Source organism: Exiguobacterium sp. s166 (genome assembly GCF_018618855.1).
GTDB lineage: Bacteria > Bacillota > Bacilli > Exiguobacteriales > Exiguobacteriaceae > Exiguobacterium_A.
In genome coordinates, this window is record NZ_JACSMU010000005.1 from 83,412 (window position 1) to 107,773 (window position 24,362).

24 protein-coding genes and 1 tRNA gene are annotated in these 24,362 nt (G+C 46.2%); 8 read left to right on the forward strand and 17 right to left on the reverse strand.

The window, feature by feature from the left end:
* Window positions 1-42 precede the first annotated feature (42 nt).
* Both KNP93_RS11890 and KNP93_RS11895 read left to right on the forward strand, forming a co-directional pair.
* A complete protein-coding gene (locus KNP93_RS11890; protein ID WP_131504232.1) occupies window positions 43-1,722 on the forward strand; it encodes a formate--tetrahydrofolate ligase in 1,680 nt (559 codons plus the stop codon).
* Window positions 1,723-1,732: 10 nt separating this feature from the next.
* Window positions 1,733-2,704, forward strand: coding sequence for an alpha/beta fold hydrolase (locus tag KNP93_RS11895; protein ID WP_214855423.1), 972 nt, complete (start codon window positions 1,733-1,735; stop codon window positions 2,702-2,704).
* A 46-nt stretch (window positions 2,705-2,750) separates the two neighbouring features.
* On the opposite strand, the gene KNP93_RS11900 is transcribed toward KNP93_RS11895, so the two are convergent.
* On the reverse strand, window positions 2,751-3,170 hold the full coding sequence (locus KNP93_RS11900) for a hypothetical protein (protein ID WP_131504234.1): 420 nt from the start codon (window positions 3,168-3,170) through the stop codon (window positions 2,751-2,753).
* Window positions 3,167-3,712, reverse strand: a complete 546-nt coding sequence (locus KNP93_RS11905) for an imm11 family protein (protein WP_371819928.1) — start codon at window positions 3,710-3,712, stop codon at window positions 3,167-3,169. The genes KNP93_RS11900 and KNP93_RS11905 overlap by 4 nt, the downstream gene beginning before the upstream one ends.
* A 172-nt stretch (window positions 3,713-3,884) precedes the next feature.
* On the opposite strand from KNP93_RS11905, the gene KNP93_RS11910 reads away from it, so the two are divergent.
* Window positions 3,885-3,958, forward strand: a tRNA-Gly gene (locus KNP93_RS11910).
* Window positions 3,959-4,129: 171 nt separating this feature from the next.
* Entirely contained in the window at window positions 4,130-4,939 is an 810-nt protein-coding gene (locus KNP93_RS11915) for an MBL fold metallo-hydrolase (RefSeq protein WP_131504235.1), read from the forward strand.
* A 51-nt stretch (window positions 4,940-4,990) separates the two neighbouring features.
* On the opposite strand, the gene argF is transcribed toward KNP93_RS11915, so the two are convergent.
* From argF to argC, 7 genes are read right to left on the reverse strand one after another with little or no spacing between them, the layout of a single operon-like run.
* The gene (gene argF / locus KNP93_RS11920) at window positions 4,991-5,929 is read right to left on the reverse strand and encodes an ornithine carbamoyltransferase (RefSeq protein WP_214855426.1); all 939 of its coding nucleotides are present in this window, start codon (window positions 5,927-5,929) and stop codon (window positions 4,991-4,993) included.
* A complete protein-coding gene (gene carB / locus KNP93_RS11925; RefSeq protein ID WP_214855429.1) occupies window positions 5,926-8,958 on the reverse strand; it encodes a carbamoyl-phosphate synthase (glutamine-hydrolyzing) large subunit in 3,033 nt (1,010 codons plus the stop codon). The genes argF and carB overlap by 4 nt, the downstream gene beginning before the upstream one ends.
* Complete coding sequence (locus KNP93_RS11930; RefSeq protein WP_214855432.1) at window positions 8,945-10,000, reverse strand: carbamoyl phosphate synthase small subunit; 1,056 nt, start codon at window positions 9,998-10,000, stop codon at window positions 8,945-8,947. The genes carB and KNP93_RS11930 overlap by 14 nt, the downstream gene beginning before the upstream one ends.
* Window positions 9,997-11,139, reverse strand: coding sequence for an acetylornithine transaminase (locus KNP93_RS11935; protein ID WP_214855435.1), 1,143 nt, complete (start codon window positions 11,137-11,139; stop codon window positions 9,997-9,999). The genes KNP93_RS11930 and KNP93_RS11935 overlap by 4 nt, the downstream gene beginning before the upstream one ends.
* A complete protein-coding gene (argB, locus tag KNP93_RS11940; protein WP_214855438.1) occupies window positions 11,105-11,878 on the reverse strand; it encodes an acetylglutamate kinase in 774 nt (257 codons plus the stop codon). Before argB ends, KNP93_RS11935 begins: the two co-directional genes overlap by 35 nt.
* Window positions 11,875-13,092 (reverse strand): bifunctional glutamate N-acetyltransferase/amino-acid acetyltransferase ArgJ, encoded by a 1,218-nt coding sequence (gene argJ / locus KNP93_RS11945; protein ID WP_305798038.1) that lies wholly within the window; start codon window positions 13,090-13,092, stop codon window positions 11,875-11,877. Before argJ ends, argB begins: the two co-directional genes overlap by 4 nt.
* 14 nt (window positions 13,093-13,106) lie before the next feature.
* Entirely contained in the window at window positions 13,107-14,138 is a 1,032-nt protein-coding gene (gene argC / locus KNP93_RS11950; protein ID WP_214855443.1) for an N-acetyl-gamma-glutamyl-phosphate reductase, read from the reverse strand.
* Between the two features lie 506 nt (window positions 14,139-14,644).
* Between argC and nhaC the strand changes: the two genes are divergently transcribed.
* Together nhaC and KNP93_RS11960 are read left to right on the forward strand one after the other, a co-directional pair.
* Entirely contained in the window at window positions 14,645-16,018 is a 1,374-nt protein-coding gene (nhaC, locus tag KNP93_RS11955) for a Na+/H+ antiporter NhaC (protein ID WP_214855446.1), read from the forward strand.
* A gap of 270 nt (window positions 16,019-16,288) precedes the next feature.
* A complete protein-coding gene (locus KNP93_RS11960; RefSeq protein ID WP_026829204.1) occupies window positions 16,289-16,498 on the forward strand; it encodes a DUF3006 domain-containing protein in 210 nt (69 codons plus the stop codon).
* 88 nt (window positions 16,499-16,586) lie between these two features.
* Here the strand turns inward: KNP93_RS11960 and KNP93_RS11965 are convergent, their stop codons facing one another.
* The 5 genes from KNP93_RS11965 to nfsA form a co-directional block, all read right to left on the reverse strand.
* Entirely contained in the window at window positions 16,587-17,036 is a 450-nt protein-coding gene (locus tag KNP93_RS11965) for a hypothetical protein (protein ID WP_214855449.1), read from the reverse strand.
* Between the two features lie 4 nt (window positions 17,037-17,040).
* On the reverse strand, window positions 17,041-17,586 hold the full coding sequence (locus KNP93_RS11970; protein ID WP_131504246.1) for a TlpA family protein disulfide reductase: 546 nt from the start codon (window positions 17,584-17,586) through the stop codon (window positions 17,041-17,043).
* Window positions 17,587-17,806: 220 nt separating this feature from the next.
* Window positions 17,807-18,517: an NAD(P)H-binding protein gene (locus KNP93_RS11975; protein ID WP_131504247.1), complete on the reverse strand. Its 711-nt coding sequence runs from the start codon at window positions 18,515-18,517 to the stop codon at window positions 17,807-17,809.
* 79 nt (window positions 18,518-18,596) lie between these two features.
* Complete coding sequence (locus KNP93_RS11980) at window positions 18,597-19,820, reverse strand: LCP family protein (RefSeq protein ID WP_251138798.1); 1,224 nt, start codon at window positions 19,818-19,820, stop codon at window positions 18,597-18,599.
* A 14-nt stretch (window positions 19,821-19,834) separates the two neighbouring features.
* Window positions 19,835-20,581 (reverse strand): oxygen-insensitive NADPH nitroreductase, encoded by a 747-nt coding sequence (nfsA, locus tag KNP93_RS11985; RefSeq protein ID WP_131973629.1) that lies wholly within the window; start codon window positions 20,579-20,581, stop codon window positions 19,835-19,837.
* A 185-nt stretch (window positions 20,582-20,766) separates the two neighbouring features.
* Here nfsA and KNP93_RS11990 point away from each other — a divergent pair, with 185 nt between their 5' ends.
* Window positions 20,767-21,678: a hypothetical protein gene (locus KNP93_RS11990; protein WP_214855452.1), complete on the forward strand. Its 912-nt coding sequence runs from the start codon at window positions 20,767-20,769 to the stop codon at window positions 21,676-21,678.
* A 70-nt stretch (window positions 21,679-21,748) separates the two neighbouring features.
* On the opposite strand, the gene KNP93_RS11995 is transcribed toward KNP93_RS11990, so the two are convergent.
* Window positions 21,749-22,012: a hypothetical protein gene (locus tag KNP93_RS11995; RefSeq protein WP_131973630.1), complete on the reverse strand. Its 264-nt coding sequence runs from the start codon at window positions 22,010-22,012 to the stop codon at window positions 21,749-21,751.
* 109 nt (window positions 22,013-22,121) lie between these two features.
* Between KNP93_RS11995 and KNP93_RS12000 the strand changes: the two genes are divergently transcribed.
* Entirely contained in the window at window positions 22,122-22,964 is an 843-nt protein-coding gene (locus KNP93_RS12000) for a GNAT family N-acetyltransferase (RefSeq protein ID WP_131973631.1), read from the forward strand.
* On the opposite strand, the gene KNP93_RS12005 is transcribed toward KNP93_RS12000, so the two are convergent.
* Window positions 22,953-23,885: a hypothetical protein gene (locus KNP93_RS12005; protein ID WP_214855454.1), complete on the reverse strand. Its 933-nt coding sequence runs from the start codon at window positions 23,883-23,885 to the stop codon at window positions 22,953-22,955. The genes KNP93_RS12000 and KNP93_RS12005 overlap by 12 nt on opposite strands.
* 115 nt (window positions 23,886-24,000) lie before the next feature.
* Entirely contained in the window at window positions 24,001-24,360 is a 360-nt protein-coding gene (locus tag KNP93_RS12010) for a hypothetical protein (RefSeq protein ID WP_131504253.1), read from the reverse strand.
* Window positions 24,361-24,362 lie beyond the last annotated feature (2 nt).

Consider the following 24,362-nt stretch of genomic DNA (forward strand, 5'->3'; position numbering starts at 1 on the left):
AAGGAAATATAGAGAAATTCATCTTGAGAGGAAGATTACGCCATGGAAAAAACGATTCGTTCTGATCTAGAAATTGCCCAACAAACCATTCTGCGCCCCATCTCCGAAATTGCTAAACATATTGGATTAACCGATGCGGATTATGATACGTACGGAAAATACAAAGCGAAGTTGACGGACGGATTAGTTAAACGATTGGCGACGAAGACGGATGGAAAACTGATTCTTGTCACGGCGATCAATCCGACGGCTGCCGGCGAAGGAAAATCGACAGTGACGGTCGGACTTGGTCAAGCATTGCATCGCCTCAATCATAAGACGATGATCTGTTTACGCGAACCATCACTTGGACCAACGATGGGGTTGAAAGGCGGAGCGTGCGGTGGCGGTTACAGCCAAGTCTTGCCGATGGAAGAAATTAACCTTCATTTTACAGGCGATATGCATGCCATCACGTCAGCCCACAATACAATCAGTGCCCTACTCGATAATCATCTTCATCAAGGGAATGACTTAGGAATTGATCCTCGTCGGGTCACTTGGAAACGTGTCCTCGATCTCAATGACCGGGCCTTGCGACAAATCACGATCGGACTGGGTGGACCGGCTCATGGCGTTCCGCGTCAAGATGGGTTTGATATCACGGTCGCTTCGGAAATCATGGCTGTTCTCTGCCTCGCCGATTCCATCACGGATTTAGAAGAACGGATCAGCCGGATTGTCGTCGCCTATTCGTATGATCAACAACCGGTTACAGTTCAGGATATCGAAGCTGCCGGTGCTGCGACGTTACTTTTAAAAGAAGCCTTCCGCCCAAATCTTGTCCAGACGGTCGAAGGCACACCGGCTTTAATCCATGGCGGTCCGTTCGCAAATATTGCCCACGGTTGTAACTCGCTGATTGCGACACGTACTGCCTTGAAGCTGAGTGATTATGTCGTCACGGAAGCCGGATTCGGAGCAGATCTCGGAGCAGAAAAATTCTTTAACATTAAATCCAGAATTGGCAATCTGCATCCGGATGCGGTTGTCGTCGTTGCGACTGTCCGTGCGTTGAAAATGCATGGCGGGGTTGCAAAGGATCAATTGGCGGAAGAAAATTTATCCGCTTTAGTCGAAGGACTGGCTTTACTCGAGAAGCACGTTGAAACAATGGATTTGTTCGGCGTGCCGGCCGTTGTCGCCTTGAATCGTTTCGCAAGCGATACCGATACGGAGCGCGAGACGGTGCTCGAATGGTGCCGTGAACGCAAGATCCGCGTCGCTGAAAGCGAAGTCTTCAGCCAAGGGGGAGCCGGTGGAGAAGCACTGGCGGAGCAGGTCTTTGAGGCTTTGGAGGAAGAGAGTCAGTTTACTCCGCTTTATCCGGCCGAACTGCCGCTGACACAAAAAATCGAACGGATTGCTAAACGAGTATATGGTGCAGCAGATGTGCATTTCGAAGAAAAGGCATTACGTGAGCTTGAGCGTTGCACCGAGCAGGGACTGGGACATCTGCCGATCTGTATGGCAAAAACACCTTTCTCATTGACGGATGATCCAAGCAAGTACGGACGTGTCGAAGGATTTACGATTACTGTCCGCGAAATCAAACCATCCATCGGTGCGGGGTTCATCGTCGCCTTGACCGGGAATGTATTAACCATGCCGGGTTTACCGAAAACACCAGCTGCCAATAAGATGGGAATTTCTGAAGACGGAACAATATACGGACTTTCTTAATCAGGGAAGGATGATAGATGTGACAATCGACCATACACACTGGATTGCATCAGACGGCTACACGACGACGATGCATCTGTTAGAAGCTACCGCTCCGAAAGGGGTCGTCATTGTTTTTCACGGAATGATGGAGCACGGTGCGCGCTACCAAGAGTTTGCAGAGTTCCTCTATGCCCACCACTACCATACGATTATTCCGGATGTGCGTTGTTTTGGCACACGCGCACAACAGCTGGACTCCCTTGGGCATTTGGAGCCAAATCATGGTTTTGCGCAATTGATGCAGGATGCTGAAGAACTGGTTTACGATATCAAAGATCGTTATCCGGATTTACCGATTTTCGTGTTTGGCCACAGTTTTGGTTCACTCATTTCAAGACGCCTTGGCCAAACACTCGGACACGAGTTGGCAGGGGTCATCGCAAGTGGTCCTCCGACAGACAATGGTTTACTCGGCACCGTCAGTCAAAAAATTGTCGGACGACTGATCGAACAAACTTCTTCTCAACATCCGGCAGAAGGACTCAGTAAGCTAATTTTCGGTCGGTATAACTTACGTTTCTTCCCGGCACTCTCTTCGAATGCCTGGTTATCCTCCGATCCTCAATCCGTCGTACGTTACGATGAAGATCCTCTATCGGGGCAAACCGTCACACTCGGCTTTTTTAACGAATTACTGTCGGCGACCAAATCCGTCAACTCACTGGCTTATCTGTATCAACATCCGCGTCATTTACCGTTGCTGCTGATAGCCGGGGAAGATGACCCGGTCGCATTCGACGGCAAAGGAATTCATGCCCTGTTTGATGCCTACAACCGGGTTCGTGTCGAAGGGGTGCAACTCACGGTCTACCGTGGATTGCGGCATGAGTTATTCCACGAGTTTGAGCGGATCCGTATTTTTGCGGATATCGCAGGTTGGCTGAACAAGCAGATCGGCTCACATCCGCTTTCTTCACTGCGGAAACAAGGACATCCATAATGAACAAAAGCGAGGTGCCCTCAATTGAGGGCACTTCGCTTTTGTATTAGTGAATCCAGTTCAATGATAAGATCATCGCTTCAATTTCTTCCAATTCCAGTGACTCACGATCTGCAGAATACGTTAATAGAACAAGTCGTTCTCCGTCTGAATATGCATAAATCCGGATGAAGACCTCCTCTTCTTTCCCGTCTACAGCAAGAAGTGCTTCTTTGGAAGAATTCCGACGTGCTTCAAGTGGTCCAGTCAGTTCAATACCAAACTCTTCCACCAATAAGTTGATTTCCTGTTCTGCCGCTTCAAAAGGTGTCAGTTCTTCTGCATCCGACTCGTAGATGGATAACTGTAACGTCCCCATCGCATTTTCTTCCGTCGAATAAAAACTAACGAATGTTTCCTCTTCTTGGTATTCAAACGTTTTTGGATATTGCAGTGTAATCCAATTATCGACCGTGTACTGTTTCATATAATTTCCTCCATTCGATTTATCTCGTCAAAATGTATGCCTGTCACGGCTAGTTGCTGGAAACACCGTGCTAGCGTATCCGAGAGGAAAATACGTTCCGTACGTTCATCCCGCAAGATGTGGTGGGGACCAAGCGATGTACTGATGATTCGCTCCGTCATGAAGTAGACTTGTTTTTTCCGAAGAGTGCGGAAAATTTCCGTCTTATGTAGATGTTCCACCCGTCTTACCGCTAGAATATTGATGAGATAGTAATTGATGAGTCCCGTTCGTGTCTTCAGCTGGACACGAAGACATTGGACGGAAAACGGTGTCAGCCGCTCCAATATCTGTTTCATCCGTTCAGATACTAAGGGGATCCTCAATTCGTTCGGAAGCACGTCCGGTAGCATATCTGCATCCTGTTCGATTGAAAAGGCAAGTAAGCTTGCGTTAAGAAACCACTCTCCTGTCGTGAAGCGATAACGATCGATTTGATGGTGACATGTCGCCATCCATCCTCTTCCCATCAGCTGTTCGCTCCAAACTCGAACTTTGTTCACCAGTCATTCGCTCCTCTTTCCATCCTCAGCCACTCACTCTCGTTACAGGAAGCTCATGTAAACGATTTAGCTCTTATTATTGTACACATAAAATCGAAAGAATTACCTTTTTTCATAAAAGTTATGGAAATAAACGCTTTGCTATGCTACTATATTTCATGTAGTCACTTTTGCGGGTGTAGTTTAGTGGTAAAACCTCAGCCTTCCAAGCTGATGATGAGAGTTCGATTCTCTTCACCCGCTCCAATTTATGACATAACATAGGTCAACGACACATAGGTCAACGACTTTTATGCCCTCGAGGGCGGACGGCTTGCAATTTGCAAGCCGTCTTTTTGTTGTCTCCAGGATACATTCCGTCTGCTTTCGGGTATAGTTCGGTATAAAACGTTACTACAAGAAAAGAGGAGGACTGTCATGATTCAAATGAAAATGCCCGGTGTCACGGTCTACCAAAGTACATTAATGAAAACGACCTCGACCTTGATTGAGACACCCGACTGTCTGATCGTCGTTGATCCGGGCTGGTTACCGGATGAAATCGCAACAATCCGCCGCGATGTGGAAATCATCCGACACGACCGTCCTCTTTATATTGTGTATACACATGCCCATTTCGATCATATATTAGGTGCCTATGCTTTCAAAGATGCGATCGCGATCGCGTCTCGCCGCTTTGTGGATGTGAACCGGACGGCAGCACTGGAAGAAGTCCAAAATTTTAATGACGAATACTATATCGAGTCCCCTGTCCTTTTTCCGAATATTACACACGTCATCGAGGAGTCCGAAACGACGTTGACGATCGGTAAAACCAAACTGATGTTTTTCCTGACTCCCGGTCATGAATCTACTCACTTATCGTTCGTGGTGATGCCGCTCCATATCCTCGTCTGTGGTGACTATGCATCCGACGTCGAAATTCCTTTGATTGAACACGATTCGGGTGAATATTTAACAACGCTTGAATTGCTTGAATCGTTCATTTATGAGTATGAGGTAAAGCTACTTATTCCAGGACACGGTCATATTTGTGACGTTCGCACGGAAATGATTGAACGCCTTCATTTGAGTTACGACTACATCTTAGCCTTACGTGCACATAAGGAGTCGGACTGGTCGCCCTCATGGCAGCGAACGTCCTTCATGGGGCGGTTGCACGAAAAAAATAAACGGCAGATTACAAAAGAACAGACTGAGCAGCTCGCCCGGCGTCAATACGATTAAAACAAAAGACAGACTGTGTTCCTTATCGGAACCAACAGTCTGTCTTTTCGCTTAGTCCATTACTCCAATCAATTCGATCATTAATGCTTTTTGAGCATGGAGCCGGTTTTCCGCCTGGTCAAATACAAGTGAGTGACTGCCGTCAATGACTTCTGCCGTCACTTCTTCCCCGCGATGTGCCGGAAGACAGTGCAGGAAAATCACATCGTCAGCAGCTGTCATCAACAACGCTTGATTGACTTGATATCCTTGGAATGCTTTCAGACGATCTGCCGACTCTTCTTCTTGTCCCATGCTGGCAAATACATCACTGTAGATGACATCTGCACCCGCAACCGCTTGAACAGGATCCGTATATTGTTCGATTCGGCCGCCTGACTTTTGTGCCAGTACTTTTGCTTGATCGATAATCGTTTGATCCGGTGCATAGGCGGCCGGACTGCAAATTCGAACTGTCATTCCACTTAACGCTCCTCCTAAAAGCAGCGAATGTGCCATGTTGTTTCCATCTCCAACATAAGCGAGTATCTTGCCTTGACGTTGACCAAAATGTTCTTCGATCGTCAGTAAATCAGCTAACACCTGACACGGATGATGAAGGTCAGTCAATCCGTTGATAATTGGAATTGTCCCGTGTGCCGCTAACGTCTCGACCGTTTCATGGGCAAAGGTCCGAATCATCAAGGCGTCAACATAACGGCTCATGACTTGAATCGTATCGCTGAGAGATTCTCCGCGACCGATTTGCATATCCGATCCGTTTAAGACGACCGGATATCCCCCTAATTCGACGACACCGACTTCAAAAGAAATCCGTGTGCGCGTCGATGCTTTTTCAAACAGCAAAGCAACTTTTTTTCCTGCAAGTGTTTGAGCATAAGTCGCAGGAGAGGCTTTGACGGCCTTCGCCAGTTCCAGCAACTCAGTCAGTCCTTCTGCGGTCAACTCTCCCAGTGTCAGCAAATGTTTTAATCGTTGTGTTGTCGTCATTGGATCGGCTCCTTTTGTTTCGTCCATTCGGCTAACCGTTTCACGGTACACATCGGTATAGCTTGGACGGATTCAAAATAGTGGGCAAGATGTTCTTCAGTAATGACAATCGCTCCCTGAGCAAGTGCTTTTTCCCGTTGTATCCGTTCCTCTTCCGCCTTTGAGAAGAACACGAGACACGTATCAAACTCGGTATCCTGCTCTAGTTCCTCTCCGTCCGACCATGTGTGGGTTCCCGCTCCACAGATACGACGTGTGCGTTTCGACATCGCGGCTTTCGTCGTCTGATCGAAGACGAACCGTTCTTTGGCAAATCCCGCTTCCGTCCACTGTAACGTTTCTCCGGTTGAACGCATGACTGGACCTGTCATCGGATCAACCCCACGTAACTTCAATGTTGAAAAAACCGGCGTCTTGACGGCATGAAACGGCAATGTCAATCGAGCAGTCGGCAAGGCATCGACCTGCATCCCGATGGCTGCTTGAACAGCCCATTCAAGCAACGGTTGTCCCGTCACCTTCGAGACGATCGGTAACGTCCGTGATGCGCGGGGATTAATCTCGAGCACATAGATCGTTTGATCTTTGACGACAAACTGAATATTGAAGGCCCCTTGGTAATCCAAGTGTTGACCGATTGTTTGCGCAATCCGTTCAATCTCGTCCTGTAAGTCTGCCGAAGCTGAAACCGGGGGTAAAATCATCGTTGAATCACCTGAATGAACACCGGCGGCTTCAATTTGTTCCATGATGACCGGTACGTACGTCGTTGTCTTGTCTGAAATGCAGTCGACTTCGAACTCTTGTCCTTCGATGTACGCATCCACCAGGATCGGAAATGCGATTTCCGGCAATAATTTCTCTAAATCGCTTGCTGTCGTTAAACGATGCATTCCTTTTCCGCCAATGACGTACGATGGACGAATCATCAACGGATAACCAAGTTTTTGTACGACTGCTGTCAGCTCTTCAGGGTTTGAAACTTCTTGACCCGGTATGCGGTCAATCTGTAACCGGTCCAAAAACTGATAAAAACGATCACGGTCTTCCATCTCGTCAATTGTGTCTGCCGTCGTCCCTAACAGCTGGTAACCCAGCTGTTCGAGCCCGGCTGCCAGTGTGATGGCGGTCTGTCCGCCGAACTGGACAAGCACCTGCTGACATTGCTCTGCTTCCAGGACATGCACAACATCTTCAATCGTCAACGGTTCGACGTAAAGACGATCCGCGACCTCAAAGTCGGTCGAAACGGTTTCCGGATTATTGTTGATCATAATCGTTTCATAACCGGCTTGCTGCAAGGCACGGACGGCATGGACCGAGCAGTAGTCAAACTCGATTCCCTGTCCGATCCGAATCGGTCCGGCCCCGAGGACAGCAACTTTCTTCCGGCTGGATGGCGTGACTTCCGTCCGGCCGGACCAACTGCCGTAAAAGTACGGCGTCAGACTTGAAAATTCTGCTCCACAGGTATCAATCATTTGAAAACTCGGCTGAATTAGAAAGGAACGGCGTTGTTGCTGGACGACTTCCACCGGTACATCGGCAATCTGCGCAATCTGCCGGTCGGTAAATCCGAAGCGTTTTGCTTGTTGCAGCGATTCTTTTAAATTCAAATCCAACGTTTCCTGCATCAGAATTAAAGTCTCGAGCGTCGTGATGAACAAGGACTGAATTTGTGTTTTTTCAGCTAACTCGTTGTGTGTCGTCGCCTGTCGGTCCAGCAATGCCAACATCGCTAACAATCGGCGGTCCGTGATTTGGCTGACTTCCTGCCATAATACATCCGTTTCGGCCTCTTTCATCCAGCCCGGATACAACGGGGCTTGTTCGATTCCGGCACCGCGCCATGCTTTTTGTAAGGCTTCCTCGAGTGTCTTCCCCATCGCCATACTTTCTCCGGTCGCCTTCATCTGCGTACCGAGTGTGCGGTCACTTACAGGGAAAAGATCAAACGGGAAACAAGGAACTTTAGCTGTGACATAATCCAGGACTGGTTCGAAACTGGCCATCGTTTCTTTCGTCACCGGATTGATGCAATCATCGAGACGCTCACCGAGTGCAAGACGGGTCGCTAATTTCGCAATCGGGTAACCCGTTGCTTTTGAAGCTAAAGCCGAAGAACGGCTGACCCGGGGATTCACCTCAATGACATAGTACGTCTGTTCTGTCGGATGGATTGCAAATTGGATATTACATCCCCCAACGACACCGAGCGCTGAAACGATTTCCCATGATGCCGTCCGTAAGGTTTGATTCATTTGATCGGATATCGATTGGATGGGTGCGAAGACGACAGAATCTCCCGTGTGCACACCGACCGGATCGATATTCTCCATGTTGCAGACGATGATCGTCGTATCAAAAGCATCCCGCATCACTTCGTACTCGACTTCTTTATAACCGGCAATGCTGGCTTCGACGAGACATTGTGAAATCGGGCTGGCCTGAAGTCCATTCGCTGCAAGTTTGCGGGCATCTGCTTTCGTTTGAGCAATACCGCCCCCGGTTCCTCCTAGCGTAAATGCAGGACGGACAACAAGCGGGACTCCTGCCTTTTCCATGAATCCTTCCAGTTCTTCCAGTGTCTCAATCGTTTGACTGATCGGGAGCGGTTGATTTAGTTCCAGCATCCGTTGTTTAAACCGTTCGCGGTCTTCGCCGTCCCGGATCGTCTCAAGTGATGTTCCCAGCAGTTCGACTTGATACTGCTCAAGCACTCCCGCCTCTTCGAGTGATAAAGCAAGATTTAAAGCGGTTTGTCCGCCAACTGTCGCTAATAAATGGGTCGGTCGCTCACGTTTGATAATGGCAGTCGCTTTTTCAAGCGTCATTGCTTCGATATAGATATGATCCGCTGTTGATGGATCCGTCATGATCGTAGCCGGATTCGAATTCATCAACATGACCTCGCATCCCGCTTCCCGAAGCGTTTGACATGCCTGTGTACCCGAGTAATCAAATTCTGCTGCTTGACCAATCACGATCGGGCCTGATCCGATGACCAGGACTTTTTTATGTTCCTGCATATGCTACCTCCTGCTTTAAGATGCTCGTCACGAATTGATCAAATATCACCATTGCCTCCAGTGGACCGGGATGGGCTTCCGGGTGAAACTGAACTGTCAAGATAGGGTGTGTCGGATGAAACAGCCCTTCGATTGAACCATCGTTGATATGCTCATATGCGACATTCAATTCAGATTTCCGGACACTGTCCGCCTGGACAACATACCCGTGATTTTGTGATGTCATGAAGACACGTCCGGTCTTTACCTGACGGACAGGATGATTGGCTCCACGATGACCGTGATGCTGTTTTTCGATTTGACAACCAAAAGATTTCGCAATCAGTTGATGCCCCATACAGATGCCGAGCGTCGGATAGGCAAGCGCCAGTTCCTTGATTTCAGGAATCAAATGATCGAGCTGACTCGGATTTCCCGGTCCATTTGAGAAAAGCAGACCATCGGGTTGCAATGCGTCGATGACCGACTTCGGTGTATCAAACGGAACGACCGTCACTTTCATCCGACGTACCTGCAACGCCTCAATCATCGATTTTTTAACCCCGTAGTCGAGACAGACGATATGTCCGGCTTCGTGACTAGTTTGATAAGTTTCCGGCTGTTTCGTCGAGACGGCCGCAATCAAGTTCGACTGTTTCTGAACAGGTGAGGCGTCGCTTGTGATCGTACCGATTTGATCACCATGATTGCGCAAATGATGGACCAGTGCCCGCGTATCGACTTGAGTCAAAACCGGTACATCCGATGCTGCCAACCAATCAGCCAAGTCCGACCGTAATCCGTTGTTCGCCAATGTCTGAACAATTACGCCCGATACTTGAATCTGGCAACTTTCTGAATCCTGCTCTGAAATGCCATATTGTCCGATGAGGGGATACGTAAAAACAATGATTTGTCCCCGGTAGGAAGGATCGGTTAACACTTCTTGATAACCGGTCATTCCCGTGAAAAATACGACCTCTCCTTGAACGGACGAAGTGCCCATGAACTCACCGGGATATACTTGCCCATCCGCTAATTTTAATGCCCCTAACGCTTTCACATCATGACCTCCTGTTGACATACTGACTTGATCTTTTCGACAGCCGTATCGAGTTCCTGTTCCGTAACGAACAAAGATGGTAACAATCGAATGACATTTGATCCCGCACTGACGACGAGCATTCCGGATTGTTGCAACGCCGAGATCAGCGGTGAGACCGGTTCATGAAATTCAACCCCAATCATCAATCCACGTCCGCGGATGTCCCGAACCATCGTTTTCGGCAATTGAGCGAGTTGTTGCATCAAATAAAGTCCTTTTAGTTGAACTTGTTTCATTTGCTGATCGTTTAACAATAAATCCAGTGTCGCTTCTGCCGCCGCCATCGCCAATGGATTCCCTCCGAATGTCGACCCGTGGGTACCAGGTGTGAAAATGGCCGTCGCTTCCGGTGTCGTGATGATTGCTCCGACCGGGAATCCACTTCCGAGACCTTTTGCCACGGTAATGATATCCGGCTTTAACGGCGTCTGCTCAAAGGCGAAACGCGATCCGGTGCGTCCGATACCTGTCTGTACTTCATCGATGACTACTTTCACATCAAACTTCCGAACTCTCTCCATCAACGCTTCTAACCAGGCATTTCCCGCTACGATTACCCCGCCTTCTCCTTGAATCACTTCAAGCCAGACGGCAGCAGTTTGGTCCGTGATCATTTCAAGGCTGTCGAAATCGTTAAAAGTCAGATGCTTAAAATCCGGAACCATCTCTCCGAACCCGGCTTTAATTTTGTCTTGACCCGTTGCTCCCATCATGGCGAAAGTTCTTCCGTGGAAGGACTGACTAAACGTCAGGATTTCTTTTTTCTGCGTCCATTTTCGAATCAGCTTAAATGCCCCTTCATTCGCTTCTGTCCCACTGTTGCAAAAGAAGACATGGCTCAAATGACTGTTTTCGGTCAACATCGCTGCGACTCGTTCCTGTTTACTGCTGACGAATAAATTAGACGTATGCCATAATTTTTGCAGTTGTTCCTGTAATGCCTGTTCCACATGAGGATGACGATGACCGGTGTTACAGACGGCAATTCCCATCATGAAATCCAGGTAGGTTTTACCTGTCGTATCCTTGACGAACGATCCCTTCCCTTCGACTAATTCAATATCATGACGTAAATACGTCGGTAGTAAAGCGCTCATTGGTTTCCTCCTTAATCCGTGTCCCTCGGCTCGTCACGTCGTGTCCAGAACGAATCTTGACCTGATGTATCCCTTGTCGGACCGCTTCGATGACGGCTTCGACTTTCGGAATCATTCCACCATCGATTTCCGCCGATCCGATGCCCGCCTCCAGTTCTGAAACCGTCACCTCTGTCTGAAACGTTCCATTCATCCTGACACCGGATACATCTGTCAGTAATTCGAATTCATCGACAGCCAGCCCTGCCGCTAAAGCAACCGCACACGTGTCTCCATTACAATTCAACGTTCCTTCCATTCCTGTAATCAAAGAGGTGACGACAGGGATGAATCCCGATTCCATCAGTGTCATAAACAACTTCGGATCAATCTGCGTCACTTCTCCGACTGCTCCGAACGCCGGTTGCTGTTTTCCGCGAATACTGGCTCCGTCAATTCCCGTCAAACCGATTGCCGGCAGTCCATTTTCATTCAAGGTGTAGACGATTTTGGATTGCACTTCTCCTCCGAGCACCCGTTCCGCTCCCAGAAGAACTGCTTCTGTCGTCATCCGAATACCATTTTTGAATTCGGCTTTGATATTCATGTCCTGACAATAGGCCGATAAAGCCGGACCACCGCCATGAAGGATAATCAATTCATTTTTCTTAGCAAGCCACTGATTCCATTCTTCGTAATAACGCGGATCCAATTGTTCAAAGATACTTCCACCCAGTTTGATTAATTTACGTTTCGTCATGTCCGGTAGCTCGCATTGATTTTGATGTAGTCATACGTCAAGTCACAACCAAATGCATAGCCACTGGCAGGTCCTTGATTTAAATGTACTTCGATTTCAACAACCTCTTGTGCGAGTTCTCGCGACGCTAACGATTCATCAAATAAAATCGGCATACTGTGACGCAGGACCCACTGAGAACCGATCCGGATATCAATTTGTCCGACATCAATCGGTTCATCAATGCTGCCGACAGCTGCAATGATACGTCCCCAGTTCGCATCTTCACCAAAAATCGCTGTTTTCACGAGTGAAGATCCTACGATCTGTTTGGCAATTTTCCGGGCAGTCCATTCATTCGCCGTACCATGGACGTTGACTTCAATCAGCTTCGTCGCACCTTCACCATCACGTGCAATTTGTTTCGCTAAGTCCTGGCATACTTCCTCAACTGCTTTTTGGAATTGTGCCAGTTCGTCTGTTCCCGGTTGGAGTGACTGTGATTGTGCGGCCCCGCTCGCAAGAATCATCACCATGTCATTCGTCGAGCTGTCACCATCGACGGTGATACAGTTAAAAGTCCGGTTGACTGCAGATTTCAAGGTATCCTGTAATAACGGAGAAGGAATTGAGGCATCGGTCGTTAAAAATCCAAGCATCGTTGCCATATTCGGATGAATCATCCCCGAACCCTTCGCAACCCCGCAGACCGAAACCAGTTCTCCATTTAACCAGACTTGGCGCCCGGCTGTTTTCGTACCTGTATCGGTCGTCAAAATAGCCAGTGCAAAATCATCGGCTTTCTCTTCGCCTTTCTCCGGCTGCAACTGTTCGATTCCTTGAAGTAACGTATCGATGGCGAGCGGTTGTCCGATGATACCGGTCGAAGCGATGACAACGTGTTCCTGAGCCAATTGAAACTGATCGGCAACAGCTTGTTGCGAAGCATATGCATGTTCGAGTCCGAGTTGACCTGTACAGGCATTGGCATTCCCGCTGTTGACTAAAACGGCATGTACCTTTCCGCCTGATGTTGCCATCGCCTGTTTCGTCACCGTAATCGGTGCTGCCTGGACCTGATTGGTCGTGTAGACCGCTGCAGCATCGGCACCCGCTTCACATATTAAAAGTGCTAAATCTTTCCGTTTACGTCTAAGTCCGACATGGATTCCTGTCGCTTTAAATCCTTTTGGTGTCGTCACGGTTAATGGTGATGTCAGTTGTATATTCAACATAGTCATGGTCCCCTCTATATAAAGAATGGCTGTTGTGTCAGACCGAGCGTTTCTGGATATCCACTAATCAAGTTCGCATTTTGGATTGCTTGTCCGGCTGCGCCTTTTTGCATGTTATCCAGGACAGATACGACCGTCAGTCTTCCTGTACGCGTATCCAGGTAAACCGAAAGATCACAGTAGTTGCTTCCGGCTGCCGATTTGATTTCCGGATCGGCTTGTCCGACGCGGATAAATGGTTCTTCTTTATATTTTTCACTGAACCATGTTCGCCACTGCGCTTCCGTTTTTTCGACAAGAGGCTGTAACGTCATCGTCGCCATGATCCCGCGATTGAGCGGTACTAGATAAGTCGCGAGAGACACAGTGATTTTGTGTCCGGTAATCTCTTCAGCAATGGATTCAATTTCCGGAATGTGTTGATGATGATTCATTTTGTACAATCTGACATTTTCACTCGACCGGACATGGTGTGTTTTTTCCGTCAACGTTTTTCCTGCACCTGATAATCCAGAGCTTGCATGAATGATGATTTGCGACGGATCAATTACGTGTTCTTCTAATAATGGGAGTAATCCAAGTAAGATGGCCGTTGCATAACAACCGGGATTGGCAATCAAACGACTGTCCTTAATCTGATCCCGCTTCCATTCGGTCAGTCCGTAGGTTGCTTTTTTTTGAAGGTCCGAATCGACTCCTTCATGGGGATACCATTCTTCATACAATGCTTTTTCAAGACGTAAGTCTCCACTCAAGTCGATGACTGTTCCTTTCCAGTCATATAACTGTTTTAGATATTTAGTAGAAATTCCACTTGGCGTTGCTAAAAATAAAAGATCGGTTTCAACTGCTTCAATCTGTTCCAATGAGAAACCTGTCAGTACCGGAAACTGTTTTTTATTCATAAAACTGTATAACTGATTCATTTCCTGATCGGTCTGCGAATCGCTGATCAAGGAGACGATTTCTAAATGAGGATGTAATTCAATCAGTCGTATCAGCTCAATCGCAGCATATCCGGTCGCACCTACAATCGTACATTTCATGATGGAAACTCCTTTGCCGTTAAATGATAACTCGATTTAAACATATGTATATTTATGCTGTCAAATGTATTTTTATTTATTTTGAACATAAAAAAAAGGCTTTGATCAATGACATCGTGGTAGATGTGACTGATCAAAGCCTTTTTTATCTAAAAATCAAATTATCTTTTTTCTGCTTTCTGAGCGACCATGTGATCAATTCCATAAACACTGGCTCCCATTATTGCAATGACTACGAAAAAAATTGCAGTAAACATATGTATTCCCTCCTGTTCACAAAATCGACATCTCTTATTTCCTATTGTGCAAGATTTTCAGTGAAAAAGAAAGCGTTTACGACAAAAAATCGTCACATTTTCGTATATTCTGATGATTTTTAGTTATATCGAGTGAAATTCAGATAGTTGACGAATGAATTCATATCCTTTAACATAACAACTGTTCTTTACTTTCGTACGTAAAAGCAAACAAGCATAAACGCAACATAGAATTAAGGAGGTGGAAGCATGCGTATATCCTTTCGTGAATCCGCAGCTGTCCTAGGAGTTAGTATCATTATATTATTATCTGTCATATTCGGTGCCAAAGCCGAACCGCACCTCGCCATATTATCCAGTCTGATTTTTGTCGTAGCGTATGCCGCTTTTCGTGGCTTTAAATACGAACAGCTGGAACAACATATGATCAATGGTATTCGTGAAGCAATCAAACCGATCTTGATCATGTTACTTGTCGGTATGACGATTGCTGTCTGGATGATGAGCGGAGCTGTTCCGACACTCCTCCACTACGGACTTGAAACACTTTCTGCAACATGGTTTGCACCAAGTGCTTTAATCATTACGATGATTGTTTCAACGTTTACCGGTAGCTCCTTTACAACAATCGGAACGGTCGGTGTTGCTTTGATGGGAATCGCAGTAGCACTTGGTGTCGATCCTGCCCTTGCCGCCGGTGCCATCATCAGCGGTGCCTGTTTCGGAGATAAGATGTCTCCATTATCAGATACAACGAATTTTGCACCCGGAATCGTTAATGTCTCTGTCTTTGATCACATTCGTTTTATGATGGGAACGACAGTGCCCGCCATTACAATCACTTTCATCCTCTTCTTCATCTTCGGACAGGGAAATGGCGCAATTGATTCGCAAACCATCGGGTCTACGCAACAAGAGTTGGCGCTTCTGTTCAATCTTTCACCTTGGACACTACTGTCCCCTTTACTCGTAATGATTCTTGCATTACGAAAAACTCCTGTCGTTCCGACTTTGATCGCCGGCGTCCTAAGCGGTCTGCTATTGACGGGATTGACACAAGGCAACTGGAATGTCGGACAATGGATGAGCGTCATTCAAAATGGATTAAAGATCGAAACAGACAACAACACTGTCGCGAGTATCGTCAGTAAAGGTGGTCTCCAGTCGATGATGTGGTCCGTCTCGCTTGTCATGCTCGCTCTGGCTTTTGGTGGCGTTCTTCGCGGGATTGGCGTCATTGATGTCATCATCGAAAGAACGGTTTCAAAACTAAAACGGGATGGCAGTATTATCTCAGCGGCTGCTCTTGCTTCAATCGGGGTCAATTTTATGGCCGGTGAGCAATACCTGTCGATTTTGTTACCCGGTCAAGCATTTAAAAAGATTTTTAAAGATCGTTCGATTGATCCGCGCTTCCTCTCACGCGCTCTCGAAGACGGGGGAACTCTCGTGAATCCGTTGATTCCTTGGGGCGTATCCGGTGCCTTCTTCGCATCCACACTCGGTGTTCCCGTTACCGCGTACGTACCATTTGCCTTTTTCTTATTGCTTTCCCCGTTCTTCACATTTGTGTTTGCCTTTACTCGTCCGACTAAAAAGGTTGCCGAAAACTTGGTGGCTTAAACAATATCTTTCACCGAATAGTATTGAGAGTAGAACTGATTTTTCAGTTCTGCTTTTTTCTTGGAAAATTATTTAAAAATATATTCATTTTCATTTTGTTTGACAAATATTGTACAGAATTCAGCAATTGCAAATAAAGATGTGTAAATTCAAAAGGAAATGGGAATATACCAAACATAAGATTAAAAAATTACAGCGAATTATAAAAAGAGAAACTTGCACCTGCCCCTGAGGATGCGTTCGATGTAATTTTGTAGGAGGAGTTCGATTATGATCAAACGTGGCACACTGGAACGGCTTGATGGCAAATATGCTGTTCTTCTCTGGGAGAACGGTTCAAGTTTCATCCCCCGTCGCTATTTGCCTACTGAAGCAAGGCTTGGTGACACAATATTATTCGACGGATCAAATTACTCAATTGACGCAACCAGTTCTACTCAGTCTTCCTTTCAAACGTTTTCGTTTCGGCAAATGGGTTGACACTTAAAAAGCCATCTGACCGCTTAAAATGACTAGCAGACACATTGTCTCGAATAGTCGTTTCTTGCGACAGATGGCTTTTGTACGTTTAACGGATATGGAGTGTCTGTTGTTCACAGTTGGGACAGGACGTTTGTGTGATTTCATCCAAAGAAAGTCGAACCAACACCGATTTATCTTGTTCACACCGATGGATCGGTTCAATGATTGACGACCTCAAAAACAAGGCACACCAAAATCGTGTTGAGATTTGTTGACATGTCGGACACTGAAATACATCATATTGATGCGGTACCCACCCGTCCCCAATTTCATCGATGTGGGCGTGGTACGTTCGAATCAAATCTGCCCGAATCCGGTCATCAATTTTTTGACGACTGACTAACGGCTCTTGATACGGCGGAACGAATAAAAAAGGTAACGCTGATGCGTAATTATCCATACCATAAGTCAACACGGACGGAAATCCTTTCCACTCTTCTTGCTGACCGACTTCAATGACTTGACGATACGTACACACCGCACAATATAATTCCATCCGGTTATCCTCCGATCTTCCGCACCATTTCTTTCAACATTTCTTCCGTGACCGGTCCTACATGTTTCCCGACAATTGCCCCTTTTTCGTCAATAATATAAGTAGCTGGCATCGCCACTAGTTGATACGTTTTCTCTGATTGTCCTTTTGTATCGTAAAGGACCGAGTACGTAATAGGATTTTTTTTCAAAAACTGCTCCACGTCGCTCAATCGTCTTTCTGCGGTCGTCACATTGATCCCATACACCGGAATCGATGTTGACTTGGCGAAAGCATTTAACTCTGGTATTTCCTGCTGACATGGAGGACACCAGGTCGCCCAAAAATTGATGACGATGAGTTGATTCGTCAAATCAGACAATTGAATCGGTTGACCGTCTTGTTCTATTTCGAGGTCAGGCGCTTTCATTCCTGTTTCGAGTCCACCTTCTGCTTGTTGTTTCGCCTGGATTTGTTGTTGGTTTTGTTTGGTCTGGTACGCGCTATAACTCGTATAGGCAATCCCTGAAATGATTACTGCTGCCATCAGGTACATTACATATTTTTTCACTGATTTCGTCACTCCTCTATGTGTTCAGTGTAGCAGAATCGTCCACTTATTTTGTGACAAAAAAGGTAGACTGTGTGGGCTCACCTTTTTTGTCAGTCTTGTATGAAATTTGTTTTGCGTACAAAAAAACAGGAGCTGGATATTCTCCAACTCCTGTTTCCTGATTCAGACCGACTTTTCTTTCGACCTTTATACGTTCAGCGATTTTTACATCATTTCGTTAATTATAACGTGGTAATTGCTTTTTCACTTGGCGGTTGTCTTTAACGCTTCCAACTGCTTCATCTCCACCAAGCGCTTCGTTTAATGCCGTTTTACCTTCTTTAACTTCCAGGCGGCGATTAAAGACCGCTCGGTTGTCGACAGCAGCGACCAGGATTGAAGCAACATCCGTTTCCGAAATTGTAGCTTCCTTAACATCCTTCAAGTCTTCATCAGCCTCAATTAATCCGCGTCCTTCTCCGTCAACGATGTCAACCGGACAAATGATGGTGTAAGTGAGTCCGCTATGTTCAATCTGTTCTTCCGCTGCGTTTTTTGCAGCGTAAAACGGATACATTTCTTTTTTAAACTGATTGGGACGATCAGCACCATAGGCACTGAGGAGGACGAAATGACGAACACGCGCCTTTTTCGCAGCATCAATCGTTTTTAAAGCAACCGTCCGGTCGAGTAACTCGATTTCCGTAGGTTCCCCGTCAACACCGGCTGTCGCTGCACAGATGACAGCATCCTGACCGGAAACACCCTGTTCGATGACTTTTTCGAGTTCTGTTTCGATATCGACATAGTGCGCCTTGACACCAAGTTTTTCAAATCGTTCCACCAGGTGTTGATGGCGGACGATGACCGTAACTTGATGACCTTTTGCGAGCGACTTGACGACACGAGCTCCGATTGTACCTGATGCACCTACAACTAATACTTTCATATGATAGGTCCCTCCTCGATAGATTAGTCACCTTTAGTAATTTCCACTGTTCGAGAAAGAACAAACCCGTTTTGAAAAATTAATCATTTTTTAGTGTCCCATAAAATGTCGTATCGAGCTTCGCACGTAATTCCTTCAGCTCTTTTTCTTTCGGGAAATCATAGAAAATACCATTCATCCGCTCACTGACACCTTCAACTTCAAAGTGTTCCCGTTCTGAGAACAAAGCGAGTGATAAACCGGCTGACATCATCTGACGGAAGCTGACATCTAAATTCATTTCTTCCTTCATATAGCGGTTCGCTCCGGGAATACTGGACCAGCCCGTCGGTTTCATCAAATGCGTCGCCACTGCTTGAATGACTTCCGATTGACGATTCGCCCGTGCGACGTCTGTATCCGTTTTACGGTGACGGGAATACGCTAACGCCATCGCTCCGTCCATATGATATTCTTTCCCTTTTTGGAAGGAATACTGATTGGCTTTTCCGCTCGCATCTTGTTCCGAGAAGGTTCCTGTCGAGACTAAATCAACCCCTCCGATTTCATCAATTAATCCGATGAAGCTGTCAAATGAAATGACAATCTTACTGTCGATCTCTTGATCCAGAAGTCCACTGACTGCACTGGTCGTACAGTCTTCGCCACCGTAAGCGAACGCATGGGTGATCTTATCTTTTTTCCCGTTTTCACAGTCAATCGGCGTATACGTATCCCGCGGAATCGACGTCAATTGAATTGTCCGCGAGAGCGGTACGAATTGCATGACGGACAGTGAGTCTGATCTCGAACCGCGCAGCGACTCTCCCGGTCGCGCGTCACTTCCGATTAGAAGAAACGTAAACGGTTGTGATCCAAAGATAATGGCCGCAATCACGACAAGTAATAAGAAACCAATCAGCTTTGATTTGAATCGGCGTTTCTTTTTTGGGACCGGCTGTTTTTTCAATCGTTGCTCAGAACCTGCTTCACGTACTGGTTCTTTCGTTCTGCCGCTTCTTGATGCACGGCGTTGGCTAAAACGATTCAGCGATAAACTAATTAATCGGGTTCCTGAACGTACGATGGTTAAGGCACCCGATTGCAGACGTTTTGCATTAGATGCCTTTTCAGGAGCAGCCTCATGCGCGCGCGATCGTCTTGACGGCTCGTCTAAATAACGTTGACTGGCAGATCGTCCGCTCTCACGAGGTGCATCCGCGAATTCCCGCGATGCCTTTTCCTGCTCCATTTTTTCTGATTCACGCAACTCTTCCTGACGTTTACGTTCTAGACGAGAACGTCCTGAATGAAATTCTTCCATAGGTTACCTCCGTATCAATCTCGGGCTAAATGTTTTTCCTGTAAAAAGTCACGCATATACGTCCGTTTCGGATCCTTCATCGAAGCAGCCATCTGATAGACCCAGCCTTCTGTCCGGCGTCCATCCGTCCGTTCGCCGTAGTATGCAGACGTTTCATTTTCATACTGTGACAACAATCGGCGCATCGTGTCGTCATTAGTATACGTATTCCGGTGGAAGACCGCATCCATCGGAAGGCGGGGTTTTTTCCCTGGCTGTTGATCAGGAATCCCTACCGCGACTCCGAATAATGGAACGACATGGCTCGGCAACGCCAACAGTTCACTCACTTTGGCAGCATCATTGCGTAGCGAACCGATATAGACTGTCCCGTATCCTAATGATTCCGCTGCAATGACTAAGTTTTGGGCGGCTAAGCCGGCATCGACCGCACCGACAATCAGCGCTTCCGTCGTTTCGACCGTCCGATCGACGGAACCTGATGCGATTTCTGCTGCTAAGATATGCTTATGATAATCGATACAAAAAACGAAAAAGTAACTGTTTTCCGCGACATAGGATTGACCGCTCGCCACACCTACCAACTGTTGTTTAAGTCCTTCGTCCTCGATGCCGATGATGGCATAGGCCTGCTGATAAGAAGACGTAGAAGCCGACTGTGCAGAACGAACGAGCGTCTCAATTGTCTCTTGATCTAATTGATGGGGCTTAAATTTACGGATAGACCGGTGGCTAAGTAATTGTTCGATTGTTTCATTCATGAATAATCGCTCCCTTTGATTAATGATTCTCTTAACGATAGGCAAACATTTAAGTAAGTGCAAATGTTAGATATCCATGTTCAAAAACAATCGTCTGTTAATTCCGCCCGCTGTCGGTTACTTCTTAAAAAAATCGGGAAAAGGATAGAACTAGTGTTGTGTCTTTTTGTCGAAGGAGGGCGATCATGAGAATTCGTAAGCTCCGTCTTTTACTTGAACAATATGGCGATACGACCCTTCGCGACATCATCGTAGAAATCTATCGCCAGCTCCCCAAACAAGTCATCGAAGAAAAAGACCTTGATTTGATGTTATCCCAGTTTGCTAAGTATAAAGGACTACAAAAAGAACACGACCAACCGACCGTTGAACAAACCATCGAACAAACGGAACAATTCATCCAGCTTGCTTATGATTTTCACTATTTGGAGCCAAATGAGCTCGTCTCCATGCGCGAACAAAAAAACTGGTATGTGACTGCGAAACGCCTGCTCAAACACTTACGGCATTATATCGGTCGGAAAAATGGAACACGGGTTGCTTTTGAGGAATTCTTTTTTTTACTCTCCTCAGCTGCCGGAGAAGAACCGCTTTTTTTAAGTAATGATCCCTTCCGGTTGATTAAAGTGACGCAAGTGGAATTGTTCGAGGAACTTGTCGGTTATTATAAACTTGATGCATCAGACCAGTCTTGGATGCAACGAGCCATATATACAGCTGTCAAAGTGCCAATCGATGTCGACACGGAGCGAAGTGATCTCTTCCTTGCCGTCCTCACCCATTGCACGAATGTGAGTGAACGGGAATCCTATGTCGCATTGTTGAACACACATGCGAAGAAACTTCAGATGAAAGTTCGAATCGACGCAGATATTCTCGTGTTATATCAAGAGATACGTTTTGCTGAACTGCATGCCCTAATCGCCTTACGCGAACTCGAACGTGCTGAAGCAATGCTGTTTACAGAATATATCCCTTATTTTTCACATCGTTCGACACCCTTCCGGTATTATTTGGATTTGCTTGAAAAGGCCGGATTAAATGACGAACACGACCGAATCGAACGGGTCGGTCGTCGAAAACATATTCATTTTTAAAAGACAATGTCCGGTAAAAAAACGACGATAGGTTCTCCGGTAATCCCCGAGAACCTATCGTCGTTTTCCTTTAGTCTGTTGCATTCACGATTCCTAATCCGACTGTCGCAAGTAACGCAATGCAGGCGAATAAAAAAGCCATGTCATTTGGTGAGTCGAAGCCATCATAAGTCGGCTCTTTTTGATCCGTGATAATCTCATCCATCGTCCCGTAGCTACCGTACGTCGTGGATTCCCGGACGATTGTTTCTTTTTTTTCGATTTCCTGTGCTTGGACAGGATTCATGCCAATCAAGATCCAAAAAAGGCCTAACGCCATCAGCAGTTTCGCCATCTCATCACCACCTAATCATTTACCTTAAATTTCAGTTATAACCATTTTAATTCCATTTATTTGTTATACTTCATGTACTGGCTTTCATTTTTTCTGAAAGGACGTGCACGTGTTGAACATTTTATCGTATGATCAGTTATCTCATCCACAACGCCGTTTGGTCCATCATTTACTCCGCACCAATCCGTCTCCCCCTTCATCATTTTCCTATCCACCGACCGAACATCAGCAATGGACGATTTGGAATGAAGAGTGTGTGCAGGCTACGCTCGGATTTCATGTTTTCGAACATTCTGTTCAGCTCTTAAATGCTTCCTACACCGATTTACAGGCATTCCAACGTCTCGCACATTATGTCCATTCACAGGCACTTTTGTTTTCTCCCCGTCACATCGATGTCCAAATCATACCGCCTTACGACTTTGGATTTGTCACGACTTGGAACGCTTTAGGTTACTGTTTATCCAGTGAACAGTTTCGGCTGATTGGTCTGACACACGATCGACCTGCCTCCGTCCAGTTCAAACCTCTCTCCTCACGTAATCGGCATTTGTTCTTGACGATTCGTAACGACGCCATCCGTTATTCTGAATTTCTTTTTCCTTACGATGCTGCCCATCTTGATTATTTAATCGACCAAGGTGTTTTGCCTTATCTCGTCTATGACAAGAAAACGATTGTTGGAACCATTTTAATGGAACAGCATAAACAAGTCGTCCGCCTTTTGGAAATTGCCTGTTTGCCGCAATTAAAAAATCAAGGCTACGGGCGCCGGATTTTAGACACCTTCCAAACGAAGTTACACAAGAAAAATATCTTATCGTTTGAAGTGTATTGTTGTTCTACACATCAAGAAGCGCTTCGTCTGTATCAGCCGACTGCTTTTTGTGATATTCAAATTTTTTCGAATTGGCACCGTTACTCCTCTGAACCGGTTTCGTTAGTCACGTAACCGCTGAACGATGTCCACGTATTCATCGAGTACATATTGATTGTCGAGTTCCTTAAAATCAATGCCTGCCTGTTGTTTTAATTGGCTGCCGATGACAAATAAACTTTCGTAATAGTCCGTTCCCATGCTTGCCGCAAGACCCGGCTGATGATTATGGAACGCCAACAATGCATCTTTTACGATTTCTTGCTGATTTGGTTCCGTCAAAACATCCTCTAACATTTTCGGAAATTGCTCAGTCTGGCGACCGACGATGGCATAAAAGAGCGGAAAATGTTTGGCATACTGAAATGCTACTTCGTAACGGGTATGATCAATGATTGGTCGGACACTTTCGAACTTTGCTCGTTGAAGACGTTCAACCAAGCCGACGGTCGCCGGATGTTTAAACAGAGAAAGGCTCTGTTCATCCAGTGCTTGTTCGTGCGTCAACAATAAGACGATATCCAGTGTGTTGATTTCATCCGTTTCAAGAAAACGGTCACTCCGTTGCAAAACCGTTGTGTAATCGAGGTACAAACCTGAATCGACGGCAAGTTGAAACAAGACGTGATCATAGACGGTATATAGACCTACCGGGAAAGATAACGGCTGTCTGACAAGCGACCGGTGGCCTTCCACTGTCATGATTTGATTCAAATCCAGTCCATTCGTAAGTAATTGTTGAAAGAGTGACGCTCCCTGACCGCTTTCTGCCAACTTTATCAACAGGCGATCCACCTCGATCAGCGGTTGTTTCGTCTCAAGGGCTAAAGTAAGGTGTTTATCTGATTGCAACGCAACGGCTCGTCCGATAAAATTCAAAGCTTTTCGTTCTTGTTCTGTCAATAGTTGATTGTATGTCTGAAAGGTTTCACTCTCAAGTGTAAGAAAAGCAGTCATCGCTGGAGCGATTGCTTCGTTTTTAACAAATCTTTTCATAATTTTAGTCCTCCTGCATGTTGTCTCTCTTCGTAGTGTACGCAATATTGAATCGTCTTGAAAGGCTCAAAAAAAATCTTGGTGGCTTCTACGGAAAAGGAAGCGACCAAGATTTTCATTTTTTACTGACCTGAAGATGTGAATTCCGGAATGCTTCATCCTGTTTTCCGGTTTTTTCGACACTGGTTCCAATCGAACCGCTGTATTCAATCTGTTGTTTAGGCTGAATGAATTTATAAGTGATGGCCGGTTCACCGCGCAGACGTACTTTAATCACTTGACGATGTTGAATTGAAAAAGAGGCCTTTACTTCGAGTAGTGACGTTTTATCGATGTCATGTTGTGCCTGCAACATCTTCGCTAACTGCTCTTCCGCACTGCGCTGGCTGCTTTGAAGTTCAGCGTAGGAAATTCCGACAGCAAACGACAACACGCCAATCAAACTTAACGCGAGAATGACCAGTACTTTTTTCAATG